Origin of the sequence: Bradyrhizobium sp. HKCCYLRH2047, assembly GCF_051168175.1 — a bacterium.
Classification (GTDB): Bacteria; Pseudomonadota; Alphaproteobacteria; order Rhizobiales; family Xanthobacteraceae; genus Bradyrhizobium.
Genome location: NZ_JBNPUM010000005.1, coordinates 237,738 through 251,105, shown reverse-complemented (window position 1 = coordinate 251,105; position 13,368 = coordinate 237,738). Strand labels below are relative to the sequence as shown.

Genomic DNA, 13,368 nt, shown 5'->3' with positions numbered 1-13,368 from the left:
GGCTCAGCTCAGCGCCATATAGCGCCCGGGCTTGTGGTTGATCGCGATGATGACGTTGACGATCACGATGCCCAGGATCGACAGCGCCAGACGGTTGACCGGGATGACGAAGAACGCGGCGATCATGATGAGGAAGTCGACGGCGAGCTGGAAATAGCCGGCGCGGATCTTCCAGTGCTCCTGCAGATAGAGCGCCAGGATGTTGATCCCGCCGAGCCCGGTGCGATGCCGGAACAGCATCAGCAGACCGGTCCCGGTCAGGCCGGCGCCGATCACCGTGGCATAGATCGGATCGATACGGCTGATATCGATCCATGACGCCGTCAGCCGTGAGAACAGCGCGACGAGCCCGACCGCGACGAAGGTGCGGATCGTGAACGGCCAGCCCATGCGCCGGACGGCCAACGCATAGAACGGCAGATTGATCAGGAAGAAGCTGAGCCCGAAGCCATAGCCGCTGATGTAGCTCAACAGCAGCGACAGGCCGGCGGTGCTGCCGACCAGCAGCACCGTCTTGCTGTAGATGAGCATGCCGAGCGACACGAACAGCGTGCCCAGCGTCAGCGCCATCGCGTCCTCGTAGAGCTTGTGCCGCTCCTGAGCGACGATCTCGGTCACGGCCTTGGTCCTTGCAGGCGATGGCTCAAAGCGACTTGAACAGGCCGGCGACGCGCGAGACGTCGGCGAGCTTCAGGCCTGCGATGTTGATGCGGCCCGAGGTCGGCATGTACACGCCGTGCTTTTCGCGCAAGGCCATGACCTCGGCCGGCGTCACCGGCAGCAGCGAGAACATGCCTTCCTGGACGCCGATCGCGATCGTGTTGGACCAGCGCCCGCCGAGCGCCTCGGCAAAGCCGCGCCGCAGGCTCGCCAGGCGGAGCCGCATCGACTCGAGCTCCTCGCTCCAGTCGCGTCGCAGATCGGAGCTGTCGAGAATGGTCTTCACGATCGCCGAACCATGGTCCGGCGGCATCGAGTAGCTGGTGCGCGCGATCGCGACGAGATTGGAGCGCGCGGTGTCGGCGGCTGCCTGCGACGTCGCGACGGCATAGAGCGCGCCGGTGCGCTCACGATAGAGCCCGAAGGACTTCGAGCACGACACGGCCACGAGCGCCTCGGGGACGGCCGCGATCATCGTCCGCAGGCCGGCGGCGTCACCTTCGAGCCCGGCGCCGAATCCCTGGTAGGCGGAATCGATCAGCGGCACGAGCCCGCGCGCGGCGATCACGGCGGTGATGCGCGCCCAATCCTCCGCGCGCAGCGGGGCACCGGTGGGATTGTGGCAGGAGGCGTGGATCAGGACGGCGTCGCCGGGCGCGGCGCGCTGCAGTGCCTCCAGCATGCGGTCGAGCTGCAGCGTCTGCGAGGGCACGTCGAAGTAGGGATAGGTCTCGATCTCGAGCCCGGCCGCTGCGAAGATGCCGGCATGGTTGGGCCAGCTCGGCAGGCCGAGCCAGATCTTGCCGGTGCCGGCCTGGCGAACCAGATCGGCTGCGAGGCGCAAGGCGCCGGAGCCGCCCGGCGTCTGCACGCCGGCGGCGTGGACCGGCAAGGCCGTGCCGCCGACCATCGACCACAGCAGGTCGAGGAATGCCTGGTCGCCTTCCGGCGCCACATAGCTCTTGCTGTCCTGGCTCTCCCAGATGATGCGCTCGGCAGCTTTCACAGCGCGGAAGATCGGCGAATGGCCGGCCTCGTCACGATACACGCCGACGCCCAGATCGACCTTGTCCGCTCTCGGATCAGCCTTGAAGATGCCGATCAGAGCGAGCAGGGGGTCATCGGGTTGGTGGGTCAAGCGGTCGAACATCGGGGCGATCCTATTGGAGGATGGTCTCGCCAGACGGCCATGGGCCGTCCTTGCGGGCGACGGGACACTATCTTGGTTGCAGCGCAAAAACAGCGGACATTTCGGCGATGCTCCGCTTCGTCAGCTGCATGGGCGGCCGTTGCGCCCTCAGAACTGGCCCTGGCCTGCCTGAGCGTACTGAGCGACAAGCGTCAGCGACTGCCGTCTGAGCCAGAACGAGGCTCGGGAGACGGCTGTGGGGACTCGTTGCGGATCCTGCTCGCGCGCTTGGCGGCAAGCTGGGAGCGAACCCTGCCATCGACTTTGCGTCCGGTCGCACGCTGCCATGTCCGAAGCTCGGCGGCGGTCAGGATCACCTTCACGACACGCTGGTCTGGACGATCGCCGATCGTGTCGATGACCTCCTGAACGCTGGTCAGCCATTCTTCGTAGGTATCGTGCAGATCTGGGCAGATACGCCTGATATCATCCCACTCCTCGGGCTTGAACCAAGCCAGCGCAATCTCCAGAGTTGGCTCCATGTTCATCCTGCTCACCTGTCCGCTCCGAATGATATCTCAAACTCGCGGAGTCCCGAAGCTCTGACGTCTTTCGGCGAGTCAGATGCGCGGTTTGGGCGCGGGCACCCGGTCGGAGTCGCCTGAGTTCGGTTCGCCCTTGGGTTCGATCAGGAGCACCTTGACCTCTTTGGCCGCGCGCGGCCGATGGACGACGCCTCTGGGAACAACGAACAACTCGCCGGCCTTCACCGTTCGCGAGGGCTGACCTTCGATATCCATTTCCATCTCGCCTTCCAGGACGAGGAAGAAGTCATCCGTCGTGTCATGCTTGTGGAACGGGAATTCTCCCATGAACTTCACGACCATCACGTCATTGTCGTTGTAGTCCGCGACCACGTGCGGGTCCCAATGGCCTGAGAATTGGCTCAGCTTGTCGGCGAGGTTCACGGTCTTCATGCGCGAGTCTCCTGCTGCGAGGAATGAGATGTGGCTGTCCAGTCGTCCCGGCTGGTTTGCACGGGATGTAGCTGTTGCTCGAGCGCGAGCAAGCCGATCTCACACGAGACGACTTCGACCGCATGTGAGCGCGACCCGCGAACTCGCGGGTCGTTGTGTTCCGAGCTCAGCGCGGTAACGGCTCAGATGCCGCCGGGCCGATCGAGCTGTTTCAGCCAGACGCCGATGTCGCGCGCCGCGACATTGGCCTGGTCGAGCAGCTTGCCCATGGTGAAGAAGCCGTGGAACTGGCCGGGATGCGTCCGATAGGTCACCGGCACGCCGGCCTCGCGCAAGCGCCGCGCGTAATCGTCGCCTTCGTCGCGCAGCGGGTCGGCGCCTGCGGTGAGCACATAAGCCGGCGGGAGCCCGACCAGGGTTTCCGCCTTTGCCGGCGAGGCCCGCCAATCATGGATGTCGGCGGCACTGTTGAGATAATGGTCGCGAAACCAGCGGATCACCGAATGCGTCAGCAGCACGCTGGTCTCGGGCTCGCTGTGCGAGGGTTGGCTCATCGAAAAGTCGGTGGCCGGATAGATCAGCACCTGGCCTGAGAGCTTCGGGCCCTTGCCGTCACGCGCCGAGAGCGCGACGACGGCGGCGAGATTGCCGCCGGCGGAATCGCCGCCGACGCTGAGCCTGGCTGCATCGATGCCGAGCGCGGCGGCATTGTCGGCGATCCATCGTATGGCCGCGGCGGCGTCGTCGACCGCGGCCGGAAACTTGTGCTCGGGCGCGAGGCGGTAATCGACAGAGATCACGATCAGTTCGCCTTCGTGCGCCAGCGCGCGGCAGACCACGTCGTGCGAGTCCAGATTGCCGATCACCCAGCCGCCGCCGTGATAGAACACCAATCCCGGCGCAAGACCGTTGGTCTGCCGCACCGTTTTTGGCCGATAGAGCCGGGCCGGGATTGCGCCATGCGGGGCAGGGATGGCGAGGTCCTTGACCTCCGCAAGCTCGGGCGGCTCGGGATTGCTGACGACGCGCGCGGCCAGGTAGTAGTCCCGCGCCTCCTGCGGTGTCAGCGTCTCATAGGCCGGCCGACCGGCCTCCTGAAATGCCTTGTAGACGGCAGCGGCATCGGCATCGAGTTGCACGGGCATTGCAAAAACCTGTCGGGTTGAAAAGACGGTCGAGTGGAAGGGACGTCAGGCGGCGGTGCGGCCGCCATCGACGGTGTAGGCTGCGCCGGAGACGTAGCTCGCATCATCGGAGGCGAGGAAGGCGACGATCGCGGCGACCTCCGCGCCCTGGCCGAGCCGGCGCGCGGGGACGCGGTCGACGACCTTGTCGGCCGGCACGGGAGCGCCGCTGCGCCCTTCGATGATCGCGCTCAGCATGCGGCTCTCGATCAGCCCGGGGCAGATGCAGTTCACGCGCACATTGGTGCCGGTGCATTCCCACGATGCGCTCTTGGTCAGGCCGATCACCGCGTGCTTGCTGGCGCTGTAGACCGCGATCTGTGGCGAGCCGATCAGGCCGGCGATCGAGGCGGTGTTGATGATCGAGCCGCGGTTCTGCTTCAGCATCACCGGCAGCACGTGCTTGAGGCCGAGAAAGACCCCGACCACGTTGACGTCGAGCACGCGGCGGAACGCCTCCAGCGGATACGCCGTGATCGGCTTGATCTCGCCTTCGATGCCGGCATTGTTGAAGAACACGTCGATGGTGCCGAACCGATTGCAGGCCTGTCGGACATAGGCCGCGACCTGGTCCTCGTCGGTGACGTCGGCGGCCACGGCGAAGGTCTCGGCGCTTGCGGGCAGGCCGGCCGTCGCGGCGGCGAGATCGGCCTCGCGCCGGTCGACGGCGACGATGCGGGCACCCCGCGCGGCCAGCAGCCGCATGGTCGCGGCGCCGATGACGCCGGCCGCGCCGGTAACGACGGCCACCCGGCCGTCGAGACGGATCGAATCAGACATCGGTTTCCTTCCCTTTGACGCCGGTTCCGTCCGGCTCTTGATCACGACTATCTCATTGGATGAACCGGCTGACCAGCACGCGGCGTGCTGGCAGCTCGCCCTTTCCCCGCCGTATTCGGCATGTTAACGGGAGGGCTGATCGAGAGCGGCGGATGGGTCATGACGCGATTTGATTGTCCCGAACCCCGATTCGCCTGATAAAGCCGCGCGAGATGCACCGAACAATCGTCCTGACCGGTATCGCGGCATTGCTGGCCGCCACATCCCTCACGCTGTCCGTGCCGGCGCGCGCGCAGATCGGTACCATTTTCTCCGATCCGGTTCCGCGCCCGCCGGGCAACATTCCGCGCCGTGGCGAGCCAATTCCGCCTCCCGAGGAAGAGGAGGAGATCCCCGAGCTGCCGCAGGGCCGGGTGCTGCCGGCGCCGACCCGGCCGCCGCCAGGGCAGGGCGCCGCCCTGCCGGGTCCGGTCCAATCCCAGCCGCTGGCGCCGCCGCCGGGAACGACGATCCTGCCACAGAACAATCCTCCGGTCGCGGCCGTGCCGCCGCCCGGCCAGCCGGGGGCTGCGCCCGGTCAGCGGCAGGCGCCGCCACGCGGCGCACCCCAGAATGCGGCGATCCCGCCGAACGGCGCGGTACCGCAAACCCCGGCCACCATCCAGCCGGGCGACGAGGTCGTGACCGAACCGCCGGCGCAGAAGATCGTCAACAAGAAGGCGAGCTTCTCCGGGCTCGACAAGATCACCGGCCGCATCATCAATTTCGACGAGGAAATCGGCGAGACCGTGCAGTTCGGCGCCCTGCGGGTGAAAACCGATGCCTGCTACACGCGGCCGGCCACCGAGGCCGCCAACACCGACGCGTTCGTGGAGGTCGACGAGATCACCTTGCAGGGCGAGGTGAAGCGCATCTTCTCGGGCTGGATGTTCGCGGCCAGCCCCGGCCTGCACGGCGTCGAGCACCCGATCTACGACATCTGGCTGGTCGACTGCAAAGAGCCGCAGACCACGGTCGTCAGCGCCGCGCCGGATCAGAAGCCGGCCGCGGCGCCGCAGCCTGCGCAAAAGCGTCCGCCGCAGCAGCGGCAGGCGGCGCCCAGGTCGCCACCGCCGCCGCAGCAGTATCAGACCCAGCAGGTGCCGCCACCACCGCCGCCGCCCCAGGCGGGCGGACCGTTCGGCGGAGTGTTCAGATAACCGGCGCTCAGCCGCGCGCGGCGATGATCGCGAGTGCCTCGGCGCCTGAGATCGGCCGATCAACCGCCAGCCTGGCGAAATTGGCGGCCGGCCCCCTCAGGGCCTTTTCGAGCAGCACGGTGTAGCGCCGGCGCGGGATCTCGAGGGCGCCGAAGGTCTTGAGGTGCTGGGTGACGTATTGGGTGTCGAGCAGCTCGAAGCCGCCGGCGATCAGCCGCGCGACGAGATGCACCAGCGCGACCTTCGAGGCGTCGCGGGTGCGGTGAAACATGCTCTCGCCGAAGAAGGCGCGGCCCAGGCTGACGCCGTAGAGGCCGCCGACCAGCTCTCCATCCTGCCAGCATTCGACGCTGTGGCAATGGCCGAGCGCGTGGAGGCCGCTATAGAGCTCGCGGATGCGCTTGTTGATCCAGGTGTCCTCGCGGCCGGGCTGCGGCGCGGCGCAGCCATCCATCACCGCCTTGAAGGCCTGGTTCACCGTCACGGTGAAGGCATCCGACCGGACCGTGCGCGCCAGGCGCGAGGCGACGCGAAAGCCGTCGAGCGGAATGACGCCGCGCAGCTCCGGCTCGACCCAGAACAAGGTCGGGTCGTCGGCGCTTTCGGCCATCGGGAAGATGCCGCAGGCATAGGCACGCAGCAGGACCTCGGGCGTGATCTCTGACGCTGCGGAGTCGCGCGTATTCATGAGATCAGCATAGCAGGCCGACGTCGGCCGCGCGATGGTCGCGTTCCGTCCGCGCCAGCTCAACCGACCGCGGCAGAAGCGGGCTTGGGAGCATGCTTTTCGAAGCGGAATCGGACGACGATCTTGGTGCCGGCATGGTTCGGGTCCGGGCCGACGCTGGCATCGAGCTTGGTCGCCATGGCGCTGACGATGCGCTGGCCCATGCCGGTCGAGCGCGGGTCGCTGGTCGCGTTGAGGCCGACCCCGTTGTCGGCGATCGACAGCATGATGTCCTCACCCGCGAGCTTCAGCTCGACATGGATCGGGCCAGGGCCGTCGGGATAGGCGTATTTGACCGCGTTCATGACCAGCTCGTTGACGACGATGCCGATCGCGACCGCGCGATCCGGGTCGATCTCGACCGGCTCCGCCTTCAGGGTCAGCCGCGACATCCGGTTGCCCTCGGCCGAGCGGCGGAGGTCGTCGAGCAGCGAATCCAGGTACTGGTTGAGCAGCACGCTCTTGAGGTCCTGGGACGTGTAGAGGCGGCGATGCACCTGTGCCACGGCGGCGACGCGGCCCATGGCGTTGGTCAGCGCCGCCTTGACGTCGTCCTGATTGCTGGAGTTGGCCTGAAGATGCAGCAGCGAGGCGATGATCTGGAGCGAATTGCCGACGCGGTGATTGACCTCGCGCAGCAGGACCTCGCGCTCGGCGGCCAGCGCCGCGTAGCGGTCGCGTGACGCCCGCACCTCGGCCTCGGCCTCGTCGCGCGCCTTCTGCAGCCGTGCCTGCCGCACCGCGCCTTCGGCTGCGACCTGCAGCAGCGGGATGAACTCGCCCTGCACGTCCTTGACGAGGTAGTCGGCCGCGCCCGCCTTCAGGGCCGTGACCGCGATCTTGGAATCCTGTGAGGCGGTGACGAACACCACCGGCGGTGGTTCGGGCAGCGCCATGATGCGCTCCAGCGTCTCGAGCCCGTCGAAGCCTGGCATGTACTGGTCGAGCGCCACGACGTCGATGCCGCCGCGCTCCAGCCGCTGCAAGCCCGCGCTGCCGTCGCTCGCGTGTTCCACCGTGAAGCCCAGGCGCTTGAGCCCGCGCTCCACCAGCCGCGCCAGCGCCGCGTCGTCGTCAATGTAGAGCAGCGTGGGGGCGGCGGAGCTCATGCGGCGGGCGGAACCTGGATGACGGAGAAGAACAGGCCGAGTTGGCGAATGGCGTTGGCGAAGCTTTCGTAGTTGACCGGCTTGGTGATGTAGACGTTGCAGCCGAGTTCGTAGCACCGCTTGATCTCCTGCGAGTCGTCGGTCGTGGTGAGGATGACCACGGGCGCGCTCTTCAGGAAGCTGTTCTGCTTGACCATCTTGAGGATGTCGATGCCGGTCATGTCCGGCAGGTTCAGGTCGAGCAGGATCAGCAATGCGTGCCCCTTGTGATCGAGGCCGGTGCCGTCAGCACCCAGCAGATACTTCACTGCATCTGTACCGTTGGTGAACGGCTTGATTTCGTTGTTGACGCCGGAGCGGCGGATGTTGCGCTCGATCAGGCGGGCGTGGCCTTCGTCGTCCTCGATCATGATGATCGTCACGGGCATGGTCATCGGTCTGAATTCCGGTTTGAGGCGTTCCAGTTGATCGGGAGCGTAATGGTGAACGTGCTGCCCTGGTCGAGCTCCGATGCGACCGACATGGTTCCGCCGAGCCGGCGCACCAGGGCACGGACATGCGCCAATCCGATCCCCTGACCCGGACGGTCCTGGGTCCCGGCGCGGCGGAACAGATCAAAGATACGTTGGTGATCCCGGGGATCAATCCCCCGGCCGTTGTCCGTGATCTCGAAAATGGCGAAACCGAGCTTGGTCCGGGCGCGAATGGCGATGTCGCCGGGAACGCCTGGCTTGAGATATTTGATGGCGTTGTCGATCAGGTTGGAGAAGATCTGCTCCAGAGCCAGGCGGTCGCTGACGATGGCCGGCAGCGGTTCCAAGCGAATGGTGGTGTCGGTTTCCGCCGCCTGATGCGCCAGCGTCGAGACGATGCCTTCGATCAGTTCGCGGGTATCGATCCGCACCGGCACGAACTCGCGGCGTCCCTCGCGGGTCAGGTTGAGGATCGCCGAGATCAGCCGGTCCATCTTGGCGATCGAGGATTTGATGAAGCCGAGGGCTTCGGTGAAGTCCTCCGAAAGCTGCTTGTCGGCGCCTTCCAGCTCGGGCTCGGTGCCTTCCGCCGGCGGCGGCGCGTCGGAGGCCGCCCGCGCCAGCGTCGCAATCCGCCGGAAGATGTCGTTGCGCAGTTCGTCGAGCTCGCTGGTGAAGCCCATGATGTTGACCAGCGGCGATCGCAGGTCGTGGCTCACGATATAGGCGAAGCGCTGGATCTCCTCATTGGCCTCGCGCAGATCGGCGGTGCGCTCGTCGACGGTGGCTTCCAGATTGAGATTGCTCTCGCGCAGCTGTGCCTCGGCATCGTCGCGCGCGCGGGTCGAGCGGCGCACCAGCAGCACCGAGATGATGGCGAGCACGACGACCAGCGCCGAGCCGGTGATGGTGACGATGGCGGCGAGCCGCTGGCTGGCATCGGCATTGGCGGTCCGCAGCGCCAGCAGCCGCTCCTCCTCGAGACGCATCGCCTCGGCGGTGTCGCGCATGGTCTTGCTGCTGCTGGTCGAGCCCGCGTCGCGGACCAGGGCGATCGCGGCGGCGAGGTCGCCGCGCGCGACCAGCAGCTTTTCGCGGTCGAATTGCGACAGCCGGGTCTCGATCACGCTGCGCAGCGTGGCGAGATTTTCAACCTGGGCGGGGTTGTCCGCGACCAGCCCATGGAGCTTCTCGAGCACCGGCCCGATCGCCGCGACGGCCGCCTCGTGGTCGTTGAGGAACTCCTGTCCCTGGGTGAGAAGGTAGGCCCGCGCCGCGCTCTCGGCGCGCCGCACCTCGAGCAGCAGGGCGTTGATCTGGTTCTCGGCCTCGACGGTGTGCACCACCCAGGCGCTGTCGCTGCGGGCCTTGTTGACCAGCAGAACCGACGCCGTGCTGACCGCGACAAGCACGAGGAAGCCCGCTGACAGCAGCAGGACCTGTCCCAGCGTGCGCCTTCGTCTCACCTCAGGCGCCACCGCATACTCGCACGTCGTTGAAAATCACTGCCCCCTGGCGGAACTGATCCGACCCACCAGAACGCGGCTGCGGCCGGATGGTTCCGCTTCGGATGACAGTTTTCTGAATGCGGCCGCTCAGTCGGTCTTCTGGCCGGCCAGATACTGCTCGAGCCAGTGGATGTGATAGTCGCCGTCGATGATTGCGGGCTCGCGGACCAGGGCGCGGAACAGCGGCAGCGTGGTCTCGATGCCGTCGACCACCATCTCGTCCAGCGCGCGCCGCAGCCGCATCAGGCACTCGACCCGGCTCTTGCCGTGGACGATGAGCTTGCCGACCAGCGAGTCGTAATAGGGCGGGATCACATAGCCCTGGTAGACGGCGGAATCGATGCGGACCCCGAGGCCGCCGGGCGGATGGTACTGCTGGATCTTGCCGGGCGAGGGCCGGAAGCTGACCGGGTTCTCTGCGTTGACGCGGCACTCGATCGAGTGGCCGTTGATGACGACCTGGTCCTGGCTCATCGGCAGGTCGCCGCCGGCGGCGATGCGGATCTGTTCCAGCACGAGGTCGATCCCGGTGATCATCTCGGTGACGGGATGCTCGACCTGGATGCGCGTGTTCATTTCGATGAAATAGAACTCGCCGTCCTCGTAGAGGAATTCGATGGTGCCGACGCCGATATATTTCAGCTCCTGCATCGCCTTGGCGACGGTATTGCCGATCTTGGCGCGTGCGGCCGCATCGAGCACCGGGGAGGGGCCTTCCTCCCAGACCTTCTGGTGGCGGCGCTGCAGCGAGCAGTCGCGCTCGCCAAGATGGATGGCGCCGCCGCGGCCGTCGCCGAGCACCTGGATCTCGATGTGGCGCGGCTTCTGCAGATACTTCTCCAGATAGACCGAGGCGTCGCCGAACGCCGATCTCGCCTCGTTGGCCGCTGTGGTCAGCGCCAGCTGCAGATCGGCCTCGGTGTGGGCGACCTTCATGCCGCGGCCGCCGCCGCCGGCGGCGGCCTTGACCAGCACCGGGAAGCCGATCTCCTTGGCGATCGCCATCGCGTCCTGGTCGGGCGTCACCGCACCGTCGGAGCCGGGCACCACCGGAATACCCAACCGCTTGGCCGTCTTCTTGGCCTCGATCTTGTCGCCCATCAGGCGGATGTGCTCCGCCTTCGGCCCGATGAAATGCAGATTGTGGTCCGCAAGAATCTCGGCGAAGCGCGCGTTCTCCGACAGGAAGCCGTAGCCGGGATGCACGGCGTCGGCGCCGGTGATTTCACAGGCGGCGAGCAGGGCGGGGATGTTGAGATAGCTGTCCTTCGACGGCGGCGGCCCGATGCAGACGCTTTCATCGGCGAGACGGACATGCATCGCATCGGCGTCGGCGGTGGAATGCACCGCGACGGTGGAGATGCCGAGCTCCTTGCAGGCCCTGAGGATGCGAAGGGCGATTTCGCCGCGATTGGCGATGAGGATCTTGTCGAACATTGTGCCTCGGGCGCGAGTGGCGAGTAGTGAGCGGCGGACGTGGAATGGCGGACCATTCGCTCGTCGCCGTCCGCTAGTCGCGCTTATTCGATGATGACGAGCGGCTCGCCGAACTCCACGGGCTGGCCGTCCTCGACCAGGATCTGCGTCACCGTGCCGGCGCGCGGCGACGGGATCTGGTTCATCGTCTTCATGGCCTCGATGATCATCAGGGTCTGGCCGACCGAGACCTTGGAGCCGACCTCGACGAACGGCTTGGCGCCGGGCTCGGGCGCCCAGTAGGCGGTGCCGACCATGGGCGAGGGCACCACGCCGGGATGTTTTGACAAGTCCGCGCCGGCGGCTGCCGCGGTGGCGGCCGCGACCGCGGGAACGCCAGCGGTGGCGGCTCCGATGGCCGAATGGACGGCCGCCGCAACGGTCACGTTGCGGGCAACGCGGATGCGAAGGCCGGCACGCTCCAGCTCGATCTCGGTCAGGCTGGTCTCATCCAGCAGCGCTGCGAGCTCGCGAATGAGCTGGCTGTCTTCGGATTTCGCGATGGTCTTGTCGTCGGGCTGGGGCGCCATGATCTGATCCGGAACGTTGGGATGCGTGAGGACTGTGACGTCAGGCTTGCGCTAGATGTCGGTCTGCGTGACGGCTTTGGCGCCGATCTTGGCGGCGAGGCCGGTGATCGCCAGCCGGTAGCCGTCGATGCCGAAGCCGCAGATCGAGGCAAACGCGGCCTTCGCGGTGAAAGAATGGTGCCGGAAGCTCTCGCGGGCGTGGATGTTGCTGATGTGCACTTCGACGGTGGGAATCTTCACCCCCATCAGCGCGTCGTGCAGGGCAATGGAGGTATGAGAGTAGGCGCCGGCATTGAGGATGATTCCGACCACACCGCGGCTGCGGGCCTCATGGATGTGATCGACGAGCACACCCTCATGGTTCGACTGCCGGCACTCCGCCGTCAGGCCGAAGCGGGCGGCCGTCTCGACGCACAGCCGTTCCACGTCTGCCAGGGTGGCATGGCCGTAGGTCTCCGGCTCGCGGGTGCCCAACAGGTTGAGGTTGGGTCCGTTGAGGACATAGATCGTGTTGTGCGCGGCGTCGGCCATTCCCATCCCGGCGGTGTGGCGGCAGTGGGCGGCGTTATAGGTAACAAAGCCGCCAAGGGGAAGCCTTTCGGCAGCCGGGTAGGCTGACCGAGGCTTGGTCCGTCACACGAAAAAACCGTCTTAAGAGTACGAAATTGCTGAACAACCGGCTTTGTCCACGGGACTGCACGCGTTGCGTGTGATGGCTCCCGCGCGCGCTTTGCGCAATAGGTTGGGGCGGGCATTGCTGCCCGCCCCTCGTTCTCGTCGCCTGCCTGGTCGGGATCAGACGTTGAGAACCGCGACGATCTCGTAGGTGTGAGGATCGATCACGACGATCTGCTCGCGAACCAGGATGAAGTCATATCCGCGCCACTCCGGATAGATCGTCACGACTTCGGTCGGGAGCGGGTGGAAGTGAACCTCGCGCGGCACCCTTGTGCCGACGGAAATGTTGAAGTTGACGTTGGTCACCGGCTCGACGCGCTGGCTGCGGATCACCGTGGTGATCTTGGTGCGCTGCTCGGTGGTGAGCTTGGCAGCGGCGCCGGCCTGTCCGGTGGTGGTCTGCGAACGCTCGGTGCCGGTCTTGGTTTCGGCATTGGTGCTGGTGCCGGTCTTGCTGTCGCGCCCCTCGGCCTTCATGTTGTTGTCGCGACCCTCGCGACCTTCGGCCTTCATGTTCTTGGCGCCGCCCTTGCTGTCGCTCTCGGTGCTCGCGCCCTTGGTGGCCGGGCCCTTCATGCCGTCCTCGGCGTGCTGGCTCTTGGTCGCACCGGGCTTCTGTTCCGATTGACTGGAGCGCATGTCGGACGCGCCGCCGGCCGCAGGCGAGGCGCTGTCGCGATGCATCGCGCCGCCGGGCGCGTTCATGCCGCCGCTCGATGCTCCGCCGGCAGCACCACCGGTCGCACCGCCCTGCATGGCTGCGCCGCCGGACTGTCCAGCTGCGCCGCCCGCACCGCCGGCACCTTGCGCATGAGCAAAACCTGCACCCGCCAGGAGCGCGATTGCAGCAACTGATACCATCAAGCGATTGGTCATCCTCTATCCTCCTCGTATTGGCACTGCCCGCGCCGACAACGGCAGGAAGTAGGAGTCGTTCC

At 66.5% G+C, this 13,368-nt stretch carries 15 protein-coding genes; 1 reads left to right on the top strand and 14 read right to left on the bottom strand.

From position 1 onward, the window contains the following. Positions 1-3 precede the first annotated feature (3 nt). From ACQR1D_RS14355 to ACQR1D_RS14330, 6 genes are all read right to left on the bottom strand, one after another. Positions 4-618 carry a YitT family protein gene (locus ACQR1D_RS14355; protein WP_434839468.1) on the bottom strand — a complete coding sequence of 205 codons (615 nt, stop codon included), beginning with the start codon at positions 616-618 and terminating at the stop codon, positions 4-6. Between the two features lie 25 nt (positions 619-643). Beyond that, on the bottom strand, positions 644-1,810 hold the full coding sequence (locus tag ACQR1D_RS14350; RefSeq protein WP_316180780.1) for an amino acid aminotransferase: 1,167 nt from the start codon (positions 1,808-1,810) through the stop codon (positions 644-646). Positions 1,811-2,001: 191 nt separating this feature from the next. Then, a complete protein-coding gene (locus ACQR1D_RS14345) occupies positions 2,002-2,337 on the bottom strand; it encodes a hypothetical protein (RefSeq protein ID WP_315800173.1) in 336 nt (111 codons plus the stop codon). 72 nt (positions 2,338-2,409) lie between these two features. Continuing rightward, positions 2,410-2,766 (bottom strand): cupin domain-containing protein, encoded by a 357-nt coding sequence (locus tag ACQR1D_RS14340; protein ID WP_315800172.1) that lies wholly within the window; start codon positions 2,764-2,766, stop codon positions 2,410-2,412. A gap of 182 nt (positions 2,767-2,948) precedes the next feature. Further along, complete coding sequence (locus ACQR1D_RS14335; RefSeq protein ID WP_434839469.1) at positions 2,949-3,911, bottom strand: alpha/beta hydrolase; 963 nt, start codon at positions 3,909-3,911, stop codon at positions 2,949-2,951. A gap of 45 nt (positions 3,912-3,956) precedes the next feature. Then, complete coding sequence (locus ACQR1D_RS14330; RefSeq protein ID WP_316180775.1) at positions 3,957-4,730, bottom strand: SDR family NAD(P)-dependent oxidoreductase; 774 nt, start codon at positions 4,728-4,730, stop codon at positions 3,957-3,959. Positions 4,731-4,942: 212 nt separating this feature from the next. Here ACQR1D_RS14330 and ACQR1D_RS14325 point away from each other — a divergent pair, with 212 nt between their 5' ends. Then, the gene (locus ACQR1D_RS14325) at positions 4,943-5,929 is read left to right on the top strand and encodes a DUF2155 domain-containing protein (RefSeq protein WP_315800169.1); all 987 of its coding nucleotides are present in this window, start codon (positions 4,943-4,945) and stop codon (positions 5,927-5,929) included. A gap of 7 nt (positions 5,930-5,936) precedes the next feature. Here the strand turns inward: ACQR1D_RS14325 and aat are convergent, their stop codons facing one another. The 8 genes from aat to ACQR1D_RS14285 all read right to left on the bottom strand — a co-directional run bounded on the left by aat (position 5,937) and on the right by ACQR1D_RS14285 (position 13,306). Continuing rightward, the gene (aat, locus tag ACQR1D_RS14320) at positions 5,937-6,617 is read right to left on the bottom strand and encodes a leucyl/phenylalanyl-tRNA--protein transferase (protein WP_434839470.1); all 681 of its coding nucleotides are present in this window, start codon (positions 6,615-6,617) and stop codon (positions 5,937-5,939) included. A gap of 59 nt (positions 6,618-6,676) precedes the next feature. Continuing rightward, positions 6,677-7,765, bottom strand: coding sequence for a sensor histidine kinase (locus tag ACQR1D_RS14315; RefSeq protein WP_315800167.1), 1,089 nt, complete (start codon positions 7,763-7,765; stop codon positions 6,677-6,679). Beyond that, positions 7,762-8,199, bottom strand: a complete 438-nt coding sequence (locus ACQR1D_RS14310; protein ID WP_172109443.1) for a response regulator — start codon at positions 8,197-8,199, stop codon at positions 7,762-7,764. The genes ACQR1D_RS14315 and ACQR1D_RS14310 overlap by 4 nt, the downstream gene beginning before the upstream one ends. Further along, positions 8,196-9,716, bottom strand: a complete 1,521-nt coding sequence (locus ACQR1D_RS14305; protein WP_316236582.1) for a sensor histidine kinase — start codon at positions 9,714-9,716, stop codon at positions 8,196-8,198. The genes ACQR1D_RS14310 and ACQR1D_RS14305 overlap by 4 nt, the downstream gene beginning before the upstream one ends. 117 nt (positions 9,717-9,833) lie before the next feature. After that, positions 9,834-11,183: an acetyl-CoA carboxylase biotin carboxylase subunit gene (gene accC / locus ACQR1D_RS14300; RefSeq protein WP_315800165.1), complete on the bottom strand. Its 1,350-nt coding sequence runs from the start codon at positions 11,181-11,183 to the stop codon at positions 9,834-9,836. An 83-nt stretch (positions 11,184-11,266) separates the two neighbouring features. Further along, on the bottom strand, positions 11,267-11,752 hold the full coding sequence (gene accB / locus ACQR1D_RS14295) for an acetyl-CoA carboxylase biotin carboxyl carrier protein (RefSeq protein ID WP_434839471.1): 486 nt from the start codon (positions 11,750-11,752) through the stop codon (positions 11,267-11,269). 51 nt (positions 11,753-11,803) lie between these two features. Beyond that, positions 11,804-12,283 (bottom strand): type II 3-dehydroquinate dehydratase, encoded by a 480-nt coding sequence (aroQ, locus tag ACQR1D_RS14290; RefSeq protein ID WP_315800163.1) that lies wholly within the window; start codon positions 12,281-12,283, stop codon positions 11,804-11,806. Between the two features lie 264 nt (positions 12,284-12,547). Then, positions 12,548-13,306, bottom strand: coding sequence for a DUF1236 domain-containing protein (locus ACQR1D_RS14285; RefSeq protein ID WP_315800162.1), 759 nt, complete (start codon positions 13,304-13,306; stop codon positions 12,548-12,550). Positions 13,307-13,368 lie beyond the last annotated feature (62 nt).

Bases quoted from the DNA above. Each gene is read 5' to 3' on its own strand.
- ACQR1D_RS14350 (WP_316180780.1), bottom strand. From the start codon at position 1,810: ATGTTCGACCGCTTGACCCACCAACCCGATGACCCCCTGCTCGCTCTG.
- ACQR1D_RS14345 (WP_315800173.1), bottom strand. From the start codon at position 2,337: ATGAACATGGAGCCAACTCTGGAGATTGCGCTGGCTTGGTTCAAGCCC.
- ACQR1D_RS14340 (WP_315800172.1), bottom strand. From the start codon at position 2,766: ATGAAGACCGTGAACCTCGCCGACAAGCTGAGCCAATTCTCAGGCCAT.
- ACQR1D_RS14335 (WP_434839469.1), bottom strand. From the start codon at position 3,911: ATGCCCGTGCAACTCGATGCCGATGCCGCTGCCGTCTACAAGGCATTT.
- ACQR1D_RS14330 (WP_316180775.1), bottom strand. From the start codon at position 4,730: ATGTCTGATTCGATCCGTCTCGACGGCCGGGTGGCCGTCGTTACCGGC.
- ACQR1D_RS14325 (WP_315800169.1), top strand. From the start codon at position 4,943: ATGCACCGAACAATCGTCCTGACCGGTATCGCGGCATTGCTGGCCGCC.
- aat (WP_434839470.1), bottom strand. From the start codon at position 6,617: ATGAATACGCGCGACTCCGCAGCGTCAGAGATCACGCCCGAGGTCCTG.
- ACQR1D_RS14315 (WP_315800167.1), bottom strand. From the start codon at position 7,765: ATGAGCTCCGCCGCCCCCACGCTGCTCTACATTGACGACGACGCGGCG.
- ACQR1D_RS14310 (WP_172109443.1), bottom strand. From the start codon at position 8,199: ATGACCATGCCCGTGACGATCATCATGATCGAGGACGACGAAGGCCAC.
- accC (WP_315800165.1), bottom strand. From the start codon at position 11,183: ATGTTCGACAAGATCCTCATCGCCAATCGCGGCGAAATCGCCCTTCGC.
- accB (WP_434839471.1), bottom strand. From the start codon at position 11,752: ATGGCGCCCCAGCCCGACGACAAGACCATCGCGAAATCCGAAGACAGC.
- aroQ (WP_315800163.1), bottom strand. From the start codon at position 12,283: ATGGCCGACGCCGCGCACAACACGATCTATGTCCTCAACGGACCCAAC.
- ACQR1D_RS14285 (WP_315800162.1), bottom strand. From the start codon at position 13,306: ATGACCAATCGCTTGATGGTATCAGTTGCTGCAATCGCGCTCCTGGCG.